Raw genomic sequence first — 14767 nt, forward strand, 5'->3', positions numbered from 1 at the left:
AGGCTTATCCCAGAGTCAGGGGCAGGTTGCTCACGTGTTACTCACCCGTTCGCCGCTCGAGTACCCCGAAGGGCCTTTCCGCTCGACTTGCATGTGTTAAGCACGCCGCCAGCGTTCGTCCTGAGCCAGGATCAAACTCTCCAAACAATGTCTGGAGGGATTTGAAAATCCCAACCTTTAAAGGAATCCGTCAAAAATGACGGGGTCATACATGTGTCATACATGCACTGGCTTTTAACACACTGTTGAGTTCTCAAGAAACGGACGCGTTCATCCCCACCGGAATCCTTACCCGGACCCCAGCGAGGAGGCTCACACTTCGTTTCATTCAGTCTACCAGATTCAGACGATCCTTGTCAAACCGCCCGATCTGGGAGCTTCCAGACGTGCCCCCTTCGAGGCAACCCTGCTAACTTACTCCAACTTTCCGAGTTTGTCCAACCGCATGGCCGGACAGCCCGAAAGATCGGATTCGATCAGAGGATGTCGGGGCTGACCAGCCCCGCGTTGAAAACTGTAGCAGCCTCAACGACGTTGAAGGTCCATGTTAGGTAACGAATGGACCTTCCCCGTGTGCGTACCCGTCAAACACCGAGCCCGGCAAGCTGGGCCTCGAGCCGCGCGATGTCGGCGGCGGCCTGCTCGGCCCGGCCCCTGACCTTGGCCACCACGTCGTCCGGGGCCTTGGCCATGAACTGCTCGTTGCCCAGCTTGGCCGCCACCTGTGCGGCCTCCTTGCGTGCGGCGGCCAGGTCCTTCTCCAGCCGCTTGCGCTCGGCCACGACGTCGATGGCGCCCGCCGTGTCGATCTCCACGGTCACCGCGCCCACCGTGAAGCGGGCCGTGGCGCTGAACGACTCCGGCGGCTCCGTCAGGCGCAGCAGGGACCGGATGGCCACCTCCTGGCCTGCCAGGGGCGTGCCGGCGAGTCCGAGGCGGGCGGCCACCTTCTGGCCCGGCTTGAGCCCCTGGTCCGAGCGGAACCTGCGGACCTCCGTCACCAGCTCCTGCAACGCGCCGATCTCAGCCTCGGCGGCGGCGTCCGTGTAACGGTCGTCGGCCACCGGCCAGGGCGCCACGACGATCGAGTCACCGCCGGTGACCGCCCGCCACAGCTCCTCCGTCACGAACGGCACCAGCGGATGCAGCAGCCGCAGCAGTGCGTCGAGCACGTGCCCGAGCACCAGCCGGGTGTGCTCCAGCCCCTCGCCGAGCTGGATCTTGGCCAGCTCCAGGTACCAGTCGCAGACCTCGTCCCACGCGAAGTGGTAGAGCAGGTCGGACGCCTTGGCGAACTCGAAGTCCTCCAGGGCGGCATCGGTGGCCGCGGTGACGGTCTGCAGCCGTGACAGGATCCACCGATCGGCCGGGGTCAGGTCGAGCCCGTCGAGCGATCCCACGGCCGCGCCGTTCATCAGCGCGAACCGGGTGGCGTTCCAGATCTTGTTGCAGAAGTTGCGGGAACCGGCCGCCCACTCCTCGCTGACCGCGACGTCGGCGCCGGGGTTGGCGCCGCGCAACAGGGTGAAGCGGGTGGCGTCGGCGCCGAAGCGGTCGATCCAGTCGAGCGGATCGACCACGTTGCCGAACGACTTGGACATCTTCTTGCCGTACTGGTCGCGGACCATGCCGTGCAGCGCGACGGTCCGGAACGGCGGCGCGCCGTCCATGGCGTAGAGGCCGAACATCATCATCCTGGCCACCCAGAAGAACAGGATGTCGTATCCGGTGACCAGCACGGAGGTCGGGTAGAAGCGCGCCAGCTCCTCCGTCTGGTCAGGCCAGCCCATCGTCGAGAACGGCCACAACGCCGAGGAGAACCACGTGTCCAGGACGTCGGAGTCCTGCGTGTAGCCGGCCGGCGGCTCCTCGTCGGGGCCCACGCACACGACCTCGCCGCTGGGGCCGTACCAGACCGGGATGCGGTGCCCCCACCAGAGCTGGCGGGAGATGCACCAGTCGTGCATGTCGTCGACCCAGTCGAAGTAGCGCTTGGCCAGCTCCGGCGGGTGGATGCGGGTGCGTCCGTCGCGGACGGCGTCACCGGCGGCCTTGGACAGCGGCCCGACGTTGACGAACCACTGCAGCGACAGCCGCGGCTCGACCACGGTCTTGCAGCGCGAGCAGTGGCCGACCGAGTGCAGGTAGGGACGCTTCTCCGCGACGATGCGGCCCTCCGCGCGCAACGCGGCGACCACGGCGGGGCGTGCCTCGAAACGGTCGAGCCCCTGGAAGGGCCCGTGGGCGGTGATGACGCCGCGCTCGTCCATGACGGTGAGCGACGGCAGCGAATGGCGCCGCCCGATCTCGAAGTCGTTGGGGTCGTGGGCGGGGGTCACCTTGACCGCGCCGGTGCCGAACTCCGGATCGACGTGCTCGTCGGCGACCACGGGGATCATCCGGCCGGTGAGCGGCAGCTCCACCATGGTGCCGATCAGGTGGGCGTAGCGCTCGTCGGAGGGGTGGACAGCCACGGCCGTGTCGCCGAGCATGGTCTCGGCGCGGGTGGTGGCCACCACGATCTCGTCGGAATAGCGGATCGAGACCAGCTCGCCCTCGTCCTCGCTGTGCTCGACCTCGATGTCGGACAGCGCGGTCAGGCAGCGCGGGCACCAGTTGATGATGCGCTCGGCGCGGTAGATCAGCCCGTCGTCGAACAGCCGCTTGAAGATCGTCTGGACGGCCCGTGAGAGCCCCGGATCCATCGTGAACCGCTCACGCGACCAGTCGACGCCGTCGCCGAGCTTGCGCATCTGACCCAGGATCCGGCCGCCGGACTCCTCCTTCCACGCCCAGACGCGCTCGACGAACGCCTCGCGCCCCAGGTCGTGCCGCGACATGCCCTGTTTGGCCAGCTCGCGCTCCACGACGTTCTGGGTGGCGATGCCGGCGTGGTCCATGCCCGGCAGCCAGAGCGTCTCGCGCCCCTGCATGCGGGCGCGGCGGGTCAGCGCGTCCTGGATGGAGTGGTCGAGGGCGTGCCCGATGTGCAGGACGCCGGTGACGTTGGGCGGCGGGAGGACGATGCTGTACGGCACGCGCGAGCTGCCCGGGTCGGCGTGGAAGTAGCCTTCGGATACCCAGCGCTCGTAGCTTCGGGTCTCGACGTCGGCCGGGGTGTACTGGGTAGGCAGCTCTGGCGTTGTCACAGTGACCAATTCTAGGGAGACGGGCGGGTCGACGGCCCCATGACCCGGAAGCCGTGGGGCGCTCATTATGCGGAAAACGCCCTGTGACGTGAAGCCACAGGGCGTCCGGAGCGTGAAAGCGGCTCAGGCCGACTTTTCGCGTGGTGTGCGCTGCTGCTTCGCGGCGAGCTGGTCGCGAGGTACGAGAGTCGGGATCGCGTGCTCAAGCACCGACTCGCGGGTGATGACCACCCGGGCGACGTCCTGCCGGGAGGGCACTTCGTACATGACCGACTGGAGCACTTCTTCCAGGATGGCGCGCAGCCCGCGGGCACCGGTTCCGCGCAGGATGGCCTGGTCGGCGATGGCCTCCAGGGCGCCGTCGGTGAACTCCAGCTCCACCCCGTCGAGCTCCAGCAGCTTGCGGTATTGCTTGACCAGCGCGTTGCGCGGCTCGGTGAGGATCTGGATGAGCGCCTCGCGGTCGAGGTTGTGCACCGAGGTGATGACCGGCAGGCGGCCGACGAACTCGGGGATCATGCCGAACTTCAGCAGGTCCTCCGGCATCACGTCGCCGAAGATGTCGGCCGCGTCGACCTCTTCCTTCGACCGGATGATGGCGTTGAAGCCGATGCCCTTGCGCCCGATGCGCGACTCGATGATCTTTTCCAGACCGGCGAAGGCGCCGCCGCAGATGAACAGCACGTTGGTGGTGTCGATCTGGATGAACTCCTGGTGCGGGTGCTTGCGGCCGCCCTGCGGGGGCACGCTGGCCGTGGTGCCCTCCAGGATCTTCAGCAGCGCCTGCTGCACTCCCTCACCCGACACGTCGCGCGTGATCGACGGGTTTTCGCTCTTGCGAGCGATCTTGTCGACCTCGTCGATGTAGATGATGCCGGTCTCGGCCTTCTTGACGTCGTAGTCGGCGGCCTGGATGAGCTTGAGGAGGATGTTCTCGACATCCTCGCCGACGTAGCCCGCCTCGGTCAGCGCCGTGGCGTCGGCGATGGCGAAGGGCACGTTGAGCATCTTCGCCAGGGTCTGCGCCAGCAGCGTCTTGCCCGAACCGGTCGGCCCGAGCAACAAGATGTTGCTCTTGGCCAGCTCAAGGCCGTCGTCTCTGCCCCGGTCTCCGGACTGCACCCGCTTGTAGTGGTTGTAAACCGCCACCGAGAGCGCCTTTTTCGCCTTGTCCTGACCGATGACGTAGGCGTCGAGGAACTCGTAGATCTCCCTCGGCTTGGGCAGGTTGTCCCACTTGAGCTCTGAGGACTCCGAGAGCTCCTCTTCGATGATCTCGTTACAGAGATCGATGCACTCATCGCAGATGTAGACGCCTGGACCGGCAATGAGCTTTTTGACTTGCTTCTGACTCTTCCCGCAGAAAGAGCACTTCAGCAGGTCTCCCCCGTCGCCGATGCGTGCCACCCCAGATACTCCTTTGCGTGGGACCGCCCTGCTCCCGAGAGCAGTGTCTCCGGACATCCTCCGGACTAGGCCGAACCGCTCAGGTTTCGACGTTACCGTCTTCTGGGCCCTCAGTGAGCCCCCTAGCGGCGAGTCGCACCGGAACGTGCCCTATTGGGCAGCGCCCCGGTGCGTCACGTCTCGTCTAGGAAGCCACGGCCTGGGCTCGTTTCTTCCTCGACGGAATGATGTCATCGATCAGACCATACGCCTTCGCCTCGTCCGCGTTGAGAATTTTGTCGCGTTCGATGTCCCTGCGGACTTCGGCGGAGGTCTTGCCCGAGTGCCTCGCCACGATCTCCTCGAGGAGAGAGCGCATGCGAAGGATCTCGCGGGCCTGGATCTCGATGTCGCTTCCCTGGCCGCCGCCCTCGGTGGACGGCTGGTGGATCAGCACCCGCGCGTTGGGGAGCGCGAAGCGCTTGCCCGGGGTGCCGCCCGCCAGCAGCACCGCCGCGGCGGAGGCCGCCTGCCCGAGGCAGACGGTCTGGATCTCCGGCCGGACGAACTGCATCGTGTCGTAGATCGCCGTCATGGCGGTGAAGGAGCCACCGGGCGAGTTGATGTAGATGCTGATGTCACGGTCGGGGTCGAGCGACTCGAGCGTGAGCAGCTGGGCCATCACGTCGTTGGCCGATGCGTCGTCGATCTGCACCCCGAGGAAGATGATGCGGTCCTCGAAGAGCTTGTTGTAAGGATTGTTCTCCTTCGCACCGTAGGAGGTGCGCTCGACGAAGGAGGGGAGAACGTAACGGCTCTGGATGTTCATGTCAGCTCCCCCTAAGAAACCGGACCACGCGTGGGCACCTGCCGCGCGCTGCGCACGACGTGGTCGATGAAGCCGTAGTCCTTGGCCTCCTCGGCGGTGAACCAGCGGTCACGGTCGGAATCTGCCTCGATCTGATCGAGCGTCTGGCCCGTGTGGAAGGCGATCCGCTCGGCCAGAGTCTTCTTCACGTAGAGCATCTGCTCCGCCTGGATGGCGATGTCGGCCGCGGTGCCGCCGATGCCGCCGGAGGGCTGGTGCATCATGACTCGCGCGTGCGGCAGGCCGTAGCGCTTGCCCGGTGCGCCCGCGGACAGCAGGAACTGCCCCATCGAGGCCGCCATCCCTATCACGACCGTGGAGACGTCATTAGGAACGTATTCCATCATGTCGTATATCGCCATGCCGGCGCTGACCGAGCCGCCGGGCGAGTTGATGTAGAGCGTGATGTCGCGCTCGGGGTCGTCGGCCGCCAGCAGGAGGAGCTCGGCGCAGATGCGGTTGGCGATCTCGTCGTTGACCTCCTGGCCGAGCACGATGATGCGCTCGCGGAGCAGGCGCTGGTAAAGCTGGTCCTCAAGCCGGAAGGACGAGCCGTTCTCACGGCCTCGCGACTCAGGCTGATAGAAGGTCGGCGGGCTGGTCACAGCGTCACCTTCCGATGCGTCGTAATCGATTGGCTTTGCTTGTGACCTTAACGCGCCTCGCCCACAGGTCATGCCCGGTCTCCGGGACTGTTCGCTGACGGCGCAGGTTCGGCCGTTGCGCCGCACCCCTCCCGGAGTGTCCTGGACGCCCACCCGTCACCCGGGTGTCCGCGTCCACCTCCCGTTCGCGCCCGCGCCCTCATCCCGCCACACCGAGGACATCCCGTACGGCTGGGCCGTGCCGTTCCCGCGTACGCGGCCACCAGGGCGCCCCTCAGGCAGGCCCACGCCCTGCCCCGCAAAACGGTGACCCCGCGGTCCTCCGAGGTCGGCACGAGCCCTCTGAGCGCCCCGGCCGCGCAGGGCCGGACCCTCGCGGAAAGTCCGAAGCCCCCGGACCGGGCGTGGTCCAGGGGCTTGCGGCGGCGCGGTGAAGGCTACGCGTCGGCCTTGTCCTCGGCGGGGGCCTCGTCCTCCTGGCCCACCTCTTCGCCGTTGATCTCGGTGTAGATGGCCTTGAGGTCGACCTCGGCGCCCTCGGTGTCCACGACCTTGGCCGCGTCGCCGATCACCGACTTGGCCTTGTCACGGACGATCTCGACCATGGCCAGCGTGAGCTGGTCGTTGTCGGCGAGGTGCTTGGCCAGCTCGTTGGGCTGGACGCCCATCTCCATGGCCCGGCGGACCACGAAGTTGGTCAGCTCCTGCTCCGAGACGCCCAGCTCCTCGGCCTTGACGATCTTGTCGAGCACGAAGCCGACCTTGAGCGCCTTGGCGGAGTTGTTCTCGAACTCGGCGAAGCGCTCCTCCTCCGTCGTCTGGTAGAGACGGAAGAAGGCGTCCCGGCTCAGGCCGCTCTCGGCCACCTGGTGGTCGAGGTTGTGCTTGCGGGCGTCGATCTCGGCCTTGAGCGCGCTCTCCGGCAGCGGGATCTCGATCTTGTCGAGAAGCGCGTCGAGCGCCTTCTCGCGGGCCTGCACGACCTGGTCGATCAGCTTGTTGCGGCGGGCCGTCTCGCGGATGCTGGCCTTGAGCTCGTCGAGCGTGTCGAACTCGCTGGCGAGCTGGGCGAACTCGTCGTCCAGCTCGGGCAGGACCTTCTCCTTGACCGACTTGACGTTGATGATCACGTCGGCTTCCTCGCCGGCGTTCTCGCCGCCGACCAGCTCGGTCTTGAAGCTCTTCTCCTCGCCCGCGGACATGCCCTCGAGCGCGTCGTCGAGGCCCTGCAGCACGGAGCCGGCGCCGACCTCGTAGGAGACCTCGTTGGCCTGCTGCTCCTCGATGTTGGCGCCGTCGATCTCGGCGCGCAGGTCCATCACGACGAAGTCGCCGGTGGCGGCGGCCCGGTCCACCACGGTCAGCGTGGCGAAGCGCTGGCGCAGCCCATCGAGCTGGGCGTCGACGTCCTCGTCGGAGACCGTGGCGGAGTCGACCGTGACCTCGGTGCCCGCATAGTCGGGAACCTCGAAGTTGGGCCGGATGTCGACCTCGGCGGTGAACTCGATCTGCTCACCGTCGTCGATCTTGGTGACCTCGATGTCGGGCTGGCTGACCGGGAAGACGTCGACCTCGTCGACGGCCTGTCCGTACAGCTTGGGCACCGCGTCGTTGAGGGTCTCCTCCAGCACTACCGCCCGGCCGAAGCGCTGCTCGATGATGCGGGCCGGAACCTTGCCAGGCCGGAACCCGGGGACGCGCACCTGCTGCGCGACCTTCTTGTACGCCGCATCCATGCTGGGGCGCAGCTCGTCGAACGGCACCTCGACAGTGAGCTTGACCCGGGTCGGGCTGAGCTCCTCGACAGCGGTCTTCACGGAATGGTCTCCTTGATCAAGCTACGAGTGATCGCGGGCGCGTCCATCGGTACGGCTCACGCGCCGCGCCCACATGAGCGGTGTTGGGCATGCTCCGCGACGGCGGGATCCAACGCCGATGGCCAGTCTAGGGCAGATGCGTACCCGACAACGACGCCACGGCCGTCAGAACTCGTCCGCGATCACTCGAAACCGGTCGTCAGAAGTCGTCCGCGATCGCCTGCAACAGCTCGATCGTCTCATCTGGGGTGGTGCTCACGGAACAAAGCCGCTCCATCACCTCGGTGTAACGATCTACGTCCTCGCGTTTGTCCAGGTAGAGGGCGCTGGCGAGTTGTTCGACGTACACGACGTCGGGCAGGTCGGGGTCGGGAAAGCGCAGGATGCTGAACGCCCCGCCCTCCGCGCTGTGCCCGCCGAAGCTGAACGGCATGATCTGGATCGTGATGCTTGATTGGCGCATCAAGTCGATGAGGTGCTCGATCTGCGCCCTCATGACCTCCGCGCCGCCGATGGGCCGGCGTAACGCGGCCTCGTCGATCACAGCCCAGAACACAGGCCCGTCCGGCCTGTCGAACATCCGCTGGCGCTCCAGCCGGAGGTCCACCCTGCGGGCGATCTCCTCCGCTCCGATGCCCGCCGCTCCGGCGGTCACCACAGCCCTTGCGTACTCCTTGGTCTGCAAAAGTCCCGGCACGAACTGGACTTCGTAGGTCCGGATCCTGGCGGCGGCCTCTTCGAGGCCGACGTACGCCTGGAACCACGTGGGCAGGACATCGTTGAACCGGTGCCACCAGCCAGGCTCGTTGGCGGTGGCCACCAGCTCCAGTACGGCGGAGCGGGCCTGATTGTCCACGACCCCGTACAGGGTCAGCAGGTCCGCCACGTCACGTTCTTTGAACCCCACCCGGCCCAGCTCCATGCGGCTGATCTTGGATTCGGAGCCACGGATGAGGTGGCCCGCCTCCTCACGAGTGACATTCTTCGCTTCCCTGAGCTTGCGCAGCTGGGAGCCCAGGAGGATGCGCAGCGCCGTCGGTCCGGAACCCGGCTGGTTCTGCGTCACTTTGCCTCCTATCAAGGTCCGCACACACAGTGACACCACATTGCCGGGTATGACAAGGTCTCAACCTCGTGTCCGTTTCGGATACCTATGCCCCAAAACGCCGCTTACAGCTGCACGTTGCAACTGCACGTGCATTTGGGTCTTGCAGCTGCAGCGATCGTGACCCATGATGGCTTAGTGCATAGTGGGATATTGGGCAAAACATGCACGAACGATGACTGAACGGGGAGGTAGTGGCGGCATGGTGGGCGATCCTCTGGCCACTGCCGACTGCCTGCAGATCACCCGGGACGTGGGCTTCGACCGCCTCCTCATGGGCGGCAAGCCGTACACGACCTCGTGCCCTTTGCCCTTCCAGGCCGACTCGGTCAAGACCGCGCGTGACGTGACCCGCGCGACGCTGCACCGGTGGGGTGTGCCCGAGCTGGGCGACGACGCCGCCCTCGTGGTGTCGGAGCTGGTGACGAACGCGGTCAGGTACGCGATGTACGCGGCCGGGCGACGCGAGATCCAGCTCCTGCTGATGCGCGTCGCGCCGCACGTGCTGCTGGCCGTCGCGGATCCCAGCGACGAGGTGCCCCGTCCCAAGGAGCCGGATTTCATTTCCGAGAACGGACGCGGCCTTTACATCGTCGAGACCTACAGCCAGTGCTGGGGCTGGGACCCGCTGGCTCGCGGCGGCAAGGCCGTGTGGGCGCTGTTCCGCACCGAGGCCTGAGCGCCGCCGTTCCGCACTGAACCTCACTTCAAAAACCCATCGTGTACGGCCGGACGGATCCCGGGCGTGTCGCCGAGCCGCCCGAGGCCGAACCGCGCCGTGAAAGACCCCCCGGACGAGCCCGGCGGGCGGGCCGTCACTCGCCGGTGACGCCGTCGATCCGCTCGCGCAGCAGATCCGCGTGGCCGTTGTGCCTGGCGTACTCCTCGATCATGTGGACGAGTATCCAGCGGTGCGTGCAGTCCCGCCCGTTGCGGTCGCCGACGGCCTCCAGGGATCGGGCGGCCGAGATGGCACGGGCCCGGTCGATCTCGGCCTGCCAGGTGGCGAAGGTCTCCGCCACGGAGGCGGTGTCCACGTCGTTGAAGTCGGCGTCGTTGTCGAGGTCCTTGCCCCACAGCTTGGGGATGTCCTCACCGTTCAGAATCCGGCGGAACCACATGCGCTCGACGTGGGCCATGTGCCTGACCAGGCCCAGCAGCGACAGGGTGGAGGGCTCGGCGGAGCGCCGGCGCAGTTGCTCGTCGGACAGGCCCGCGCATTTGACGGCCAGGGTGCCGCGATGCCATTCGAGCCAGTTGTTCAGCACGGTCCGCTCGTCGCCGAGGAAAGGGGGAGGAGTGCGGGTATCGGTCACGGGGTCCGACCTTATCCGGCGAGCGGTCCTGGCCTTCCACTGACGCGGCGTTCAACTGGGAGCCCCCGCCGGCGTGGTGTCATCCCTGTGCCCCTCCGCCGACCCGGCGCTCTGTCCGGAAGAGGCGGCAGACCGCCTCACGTACCGTGTCATCCCTGACGCCGGCGATGAAGTCGTCGGGAGTGTTCCCGCACAGGCGCCGTAAGTGAGGGGATTCGTCCAGGAGGTCCTGGATGAGGGTTCGCTGGGAGGTCAGGCGGCGGGGGCGGCCCCGGGCGTCGGTGAGGCAGCCGTGCCGGCCCGTGTAGACGAAGGCGGAGGAGCCGTTCAGGGCGAGGGTGCGACGGTGGTAGTTGGGCTCGGTGAGGTCCAGCGCCGCGAGCTGGAGCTCGTCGAGCCAGAGCACGAACAGCCTGGAGGTCTCGCCGGGCGTGTCGATCGGCGCGGCCGGCACGTAACCCCAGCGGCTCACGTGTGCGGAGACGCCCGGGGCGATGCCTGGCACGTCGGCCGTCGTCATGGGGACGACCGGGCGTACCCCGTGGTCGCGGAACTTCCTGAGCACCTGGCTGGGCGCGGCGTTGGAGCCGACCGCGACCACCTTGTGGCGGGCGCTCATCGGCGGGCAGTCCAGGCGGGCCAGCAGGCCGGCCAGCGGCTCGTCACCGGCCTGCCACTCCCCCTCGGCCCGCAGCGGCACGTACGCGCGGTCGACCAGCACGCCGGGGTGCGGCGGGATCCTGCCGGGGTAGGTGAGCGGGCGCGAGATGGGGTCGTCCTCGAAAAGCTCCACCCCTCCAGCATGGCCGCCGCCGACCCGTGCACGCGCCAACCGGCGTCACCGGCCCGTGACGGAGGACCAGAGCCGAGCCGTGCTCTCCCTCCGGCCCCAGGCGATCACCGCGGAGAGCGCCAGCAGGATCAGTGGCAGCACACCACCACCGCCGAGCACGAACAGCTCGGTCAGCGTCGCGCCGGCCATCAGCGCCACGAGCGCCAGCCCGGCGGGACCCGCGAGCCGCGGCACGAACAGCGCGACGGCCCCCAGCAGCTCCAGTACCCCGACGAAGTGGCGGAACCAGTCGCCGAGCCCGATCGCCTCGAACGTGGAGGCGGACGGCTCGGCGTTCGTGAACTTGCCCAGGGCCGACATCAGGAAAAATCCCGCCACGACCACCTGGAGGGCCCATAAGGCGATGCCGACGACGGTGCCGGCCCCGCGGGGCCGGGCCGGGCTCGATGCGCTGGTCATGATCTTCAGCCTCCTCTGAACGTCGTGGCTTCGACGCTAGGTCCGGAGGCTGCGACGGAGAATCGATCCAGGTGCCGGGTGGGGGTGTACCTAGGTGCACTCGCCTGTCGTGACGTCTCCGTCAGAACATCGAGATGTGCACGTGGTCGTAGTGGTTCTCCGTGACGCTGCCGCGGTCCGCCATCGAGCGCCAGCCGGAGCCCATGTTGATGCGCTGCTTCCAGATCACGTACTTGACGCCCAGCCTGCCCTTGTTCTTGAGGGCCCAATCCGCGATCCGGTCGCCCAGGGCGTTGTTGGCGGAGCTGGGGATCGTGCCGCCGGAGCTCATCATGAAGTCGCAGGCCCGGCCGAGCGGGTGCTCGCCGCTGGCGCCGGCGCGGAAGCAGCCCACCGTGAACGGCAGCGCGAAGTTCTTCTCCAGCTGCGCCCGCATCAGCCGCGTACGCTCGGTGATGTTGTCCGTGCCCGCGGGCAGCTCGGGCGCCCAGGTGCCGTCGCCGTTACGGCCGGGACCGAACGGCACGAGGTCCTCCAGCTTCTTGCGGATGTCCTTGATGACGTCCTCGGCCTCGTCGCGCTGCCCGGCCACCTCGTCGGTGTCCTCGCGGATCCTGGCCGCCAGGGCCGTGGCCTCGTCGGCGGCCTTCTTGCGGTCGTCGCGGGCCTTGGCCACGGACCGCACGACGGCCTGCTGCTCGGCCGTGACCTGCTCGATCAGGGCCGCCTCCGGGCCGTTCTCGGGCACCATGAAGGCGGGCACCGAGGTGGTGCCGTTCTGGTAGCGCAGCCTGGCGATCTCGCCGACGCGCTGCTCGGCCGTCGTCAGCGTACGCTCGGCGGTCGCCAGGCGCTCCTTGGCCGTCTTGGCGTTCTGTTGCGCCTTGGCCAGCTCGACCCGCTTGAGGTTGTACTTCTCGATGAGCTTGTCGACCTTGCCGTTGAGCTGCTTGAGCTGGGCGCGGAGCTGAGCCTCCGTGGGTTTGGGGGCAGCCGACGCGACGGTCGCGGGAACGAGGGCGACAGCGGCGGCGGTGATGAGACCAATGGCAAGCGTCGCGGGGGACGAAACCGCCAAGGGGACTTTTCCTCTCCCTCTGCCTGCCGGGTTAGCTGCGGGTTCGGGCGTGGGAGGCGCCTACCACCCAAGTGGATTCACCCGCTGGTGCGATGGGTCCCCGGCTCCCGGGCAACACGCCCGGGATTAGGCGTGCAACGGCTGTTATCGCCGGTGCATATCGGGATATTAGTGGTAGATCACGAGTCATGCGACCTTAACTAGAAATCTATTAGTGATCTACTTGTGACCGAAGCATGCGTGCGGCCTCCTCCGGCAGCACGTCGTTGACGAAGGCCCCCATCGCCGACTCCGAGCCGGCCAGGTATTTCAGCTTCCCGGGCGCGCGCCTGATGCTGAACAGCTCCAGATGCAGGTACGCCAGCTCCCTGTCCTGGCGGACCGGCGCCTGGTGCCAGGCCGAGATGTACGGCATCACCACGCCGAACAGGTCGTCGAACGCCCGCAGCACGGAGGTGTAGAGCGGGGCGAACGCCGCCCGCTCGGCCTCCGACAACGCCGCCAGGTCGGGCACCTGCCGGTGCGGATAGATGTGCACCTCGAACGGCCACCGGGCCGCGGCGGGCACGAAGGCCGTCCACAGCTCGTTGGCGGCCACCACCCGCGTCCCCGTGGCCCGCTCGGCCGCCAGCACGTCGGCGAACAGGTTTCCCGGGCCCCGGTGCCGGGCGGCGGCGCCGAGCTGGAGCCTGGTCCTGGGCGTCACGTACGGATAGGCGTAGATCTGGCCGTGCGGGTGGGCGAGCGTGATGCCGATCTCCTCACCCCGGTTCTCGAAGACGAACACCTGCTCCACGCCCTCGATCCCGGACAGCTCGGCCGTCCGGTCGGCCCACGCCTCCATGACCAGGCCGACCTGGGCGTCGGAGAGCCGGGAGAACGAGGAGGAGTGCTCCGAGGTAAAGCACACCACCTCACACCGCCCCACCCCCGGCCGCACCTGACTCAAACCGCCCACCTCGTGATAAGTCCCGAAATTTCCAGAAAAAGAGGGGAAGCGGTTCTCAAAGACCACCACGTCGTAGTCGTACGCCGGGATCTCCGTCGACCGCGTGTCCGACGACGGGCACAACGGGCACTCGGCCGCCGTCCCCGCCGGCTGGAACGTCCGCGTCTGCCGGTGCCCCGCGACCGCGATCCACTCCTCGGTCAGCGGATCGTAACGCAGCTCCGAGGCCACCGGCCGGGGTTCGAGCGGGCGCCGGTCGATCGCGCTCCTGTCAGCGTCGTCCCGCCGGTCGAAGTAGATCAACTCCCGGCCGTCGGCCAGGTGGGTGATGGTGCGTTTCAACTCGGGCCCTCCGCGATGATCAGTTGTCCGGCCCGTTCGGCCAGCTCGGTACGTGCCTGCTCGGACAGCCCCGCGTCGCTGACGACCACGTCGGCCTCGGTCAGCTCGGCGATGGTGCTGATGCCGACCGTGTTCCACTTGGTGTGGTCGGCGGGGACGACCAGCCGGTGCGCGGCCGTCACCAGCTCTCTGTCGGTCTCGGACTCCAGCAGGTTGGGCGTGGTGAACCCGGCGCGCACGCTCATCCCATGGACGCCGAGGAAGAGCGTGTCCACGTGCAGGCGGCGGATCGCGGCCACGGCCACCGGGCCCACCAGGGCGTCGGACGGCGTGCGTACGCCGCCGGTGAGCACGACCGTGCGGTCGGCGCGCGGGTTGCGGTGGAAGACGTCGGCGACGGGGATCGAGTTGGTGATCACGGTCAGCTCGGGCACGGAGATCAGGTGGTGGGCCAGGGCCCACGTGGTGGTCCCCGCGGACAGCGCCACGGCCGTGCCGGGGCGCACGAGCCGCGCGGCCTCCCGGGCGATGATCTCCTTCTCCTGCTGCTGGCGGGCGGACTTGGCGGTGAAGCCGGGCTCCTCGGTCGAACCGGGGCCGAGCGCGGTGGCGCCGCCGTGCACCTTCTCCAGGAGTCCGCGTTCGGCCAGCACCTCCAGGTCGCGGCGTATGGTCATGTCAGAAACGCCGAGCTCGCGTACGAGGTCGGCGACCCGGACGCCGCCGCTGCTGCGCACGCGTTCCAGGATCGTCTGTTGACGCTGCTGTGCGAGCACGCCCGCTCCTTCCAACAGATTCCACCAAATTATGACATGCGATTGTTGGGGAATGTTAGGTCGCCGTGGAGTGCTTGCGCGACTACGTGCGGGAGAGAGACGTTGGTGAGTCACGACGCACCGA

Annotated in this window: 13 protein-coding genes, 1 rRNA gene and 1 riboswitch; of the genes, 1 reads left to right on the forward strand and 13 read right to left on the reverse strand. The window is 67.6% G+C overall.

The window, feature by feature from the left end; all coding sequences use genetic code 11:
- From BLS95_RS35940 to BLS95_RS35970, 7 genes are all read right to left on the reverse strand, one after another.
- A 16S ribosomal RNA gene (locus BLS95_RS35940) occupies positions 1–147 on the reverse strand; the annotation flags it as partial.
- A 437-nt stretch (positions 148–584) separates the two neighbouring features.
- Positions 585–3158, reverse strand: coding sequence for a valine--tRNA ligase (locus BLS95_RS35945; protein ID WP_090942067.1), 2574 nt, complete (start codon positions 3156–3158; stop codon positions 585–587).
- Positions 3159–3272: 114 nt separating this feature from the next.
- Positions 3273–4556: an ATP-dependent Clp protease ATP-binding subunit ClpX gene (clpX, locus tag BLS95_RS35950; RefSeq protein WP_090942070.1), complete on the reverse strand. Its 1284-nt coding sequence runs from the start codon at positions 4554–4556 to the stop codon at positions 3273–3275.
- A 184-nt stretch (positions 4557–4740) separates the two neighbouring features.
- On the reverse strand, positions 4741–5364 hold the full coding sequence (locus tag BLS95_RS35955) for an ATP-dependent Clp protease proteolytic subunit (RefSeq protein WP_090942074.1): 624 nt from the start codon (positions 5362–5364) through the stop codon (positions 4741–4743).
- An 11-nt stretch (positions 5365–5375) separates the two neighbouring features.
- On the reverse strand, positions 5376–6008 hold the full coding sequence (locus tag BLS95_RS35960) for a ClpP family protease (RefSeq protein ID WP_090942078.1): 633 nt from the start codon (positions 6006–6008) through the stop codon (positions 5376–5378).
- Between the two features lie 437 nt (positions 6009–6445).
- Positions 6446–7825: a trigger factor gene (gene tig / locus BLS95_RS35965; RefSeq protein ID WP_090942081.1), complete on the reverse strand. Its 1380-nt coding sequence runs from the start codon at positions 7823–7825 to the stop codon at positions 6446–6448.
- Between the two features lie 199 nt (positions 7826–8024).
- Complete coding sequence (locus BLS95_RS35970; protein ID WP_090942084.1) at positions 8025–8891, reverse strand: helix-turn-helix domain-containing protein; 867 nt, start codon at positions 8889–8891, stop codon at positions 8025–8027.
- A gap of 241 nt (positions 8892–9132) precedes the next feature.
- On the opposite strand from BLS95_RS35970, the gene BLS95_RS35975 reads away from it, so the two are divergent.
- Positions 9133–9609: an ATP-binding protein gene (locus BLS95_RS35975; RefSeq protein ID WP_090942087.1), complete on the forward strand. Its 477-nt coding sequence runs from the start codon at positions 9133–9135 to the stop codon at positions 9607–9609.
- Between the two features lie 136 nt (positions 9610–9745).
- Here the strand turns inward: BLS95_RS35975 and BLS95_RS35980 are convergent, their stop codons facing one another.
- The 6 genes from BLS95_RS35980 to BLS95_RS36005 form a co-directional block, all read right to left on the reverse strand.
- Entirely contained in the window at positions 9746–10246 is a 501-nt protein-coding gene (locus BLS95_RS35980) for a DinB family protein (protein ID WP_090942089.1), read from the reverse strand.
- Positions 10247–10325: 79 nt separating this feature from the next.
- Positions 10326–11039 (reverse strand): hypothetical protein, encoded by a 714-nt coding sequence (locus BLS95_RS35985; protein ID WP_090942092.1) that lies wholly within the window; start codon positions 11037–11039, stop codon positions 10326–10328.
- A gap of 45 nt (positions 11040–11084) precedes the next feature.
- The gene (locus BLS95_RS35990) at positions 11085–11498 is read right to left on the reverse strand and encodes a DoxX family protein (RefSeq protein WP_090942095.1); all 414 of its coding nucleotides are present in this window, start codon (positions 11496–11498) and stop codon (positions 11085–11087) included.
- Between the two features lie 121 nt (positions 11499–11619).
- Positions 11620–12576 (reverse strand): coiled-coil domain-containing protein, encoded by a 957-nt coding sequence (locus tag BLS95_RS35995; RefSeq protein WP_090942098.1) that lies wholly within the window; start codon positions 12574–12576, stop codon positions 11620–11622.
- Positions 12577–12582: 6 nt separating this feature from the next.
- Positions 12583–12719: riboswitch (cyclic di-AMP (ydaO/yuaA leader) on the reverse strand.
- Positions 12720–12787: 68 nt separating this feature from the next.
- Entirely contained in the window at positions 12788–13867 is a 1080-nt protein-coding gene (galT, locus tag BLS95_RS36000; RefSeq protein WP_090942101.1) for a galactose-1-phosphate uridylyltransferase, read from the reverse strand.
- The gene (locus BLS95_RS36005; RefSeq protein WP_090942104.1) at positions 13864–14643 is read right to left on the reverse strand and encodes a DeoR/GlpR family DNA-binding transcription regulator; all 780 of its coding nucleotides are present in this window, start codon (positions 14641–14643) and stop codon (positions 13864–13866) included. Before BLS95_RS36005 ends, galT begins: the two co-directional genes overlap by 4 nt.
- Between the last annotated feature and the right edge of the window lie 124 nt (positions 14644–14767).

Origin of the sequence: Nonomuraea jiangxiensis (assembly GCF_900099965.1) — a bacterium.
GTDB classification, from domain to species: domain Bacteria; phylum Actinomycetota; class Actinomycetes; order Streptosporangiales; family Streptosporangiaceae; genus Nonomuraea; species Nonomuraea jiangxiensis.

Excerpts from the sequence above, each read along its gene's own strand:
- BLS95_RS35955 (WP_090942074.1), bottom strand. The coding sequence starts at position 5,364 with ATGAACATCCAGAGCCGTTACGTTCTCCCCTCCTTCGTCGAGCGCACC.
- BLS95_RS35975 (WP_090942087.1), top strand. The coding sequence starts at position 9,133 with ATGGTGGGCGATCCTCTGGCCACTGCCGACTGCCTGCAGATCACCCGG.
- BLS95_RS35990 (WP_090942095.1), bottom strand. The coding sequence starts at position 11,498 with ATGACCAGCGCATCGAGCCCGGCCCGGCCCCGCGGGGCCGGCACCGTC.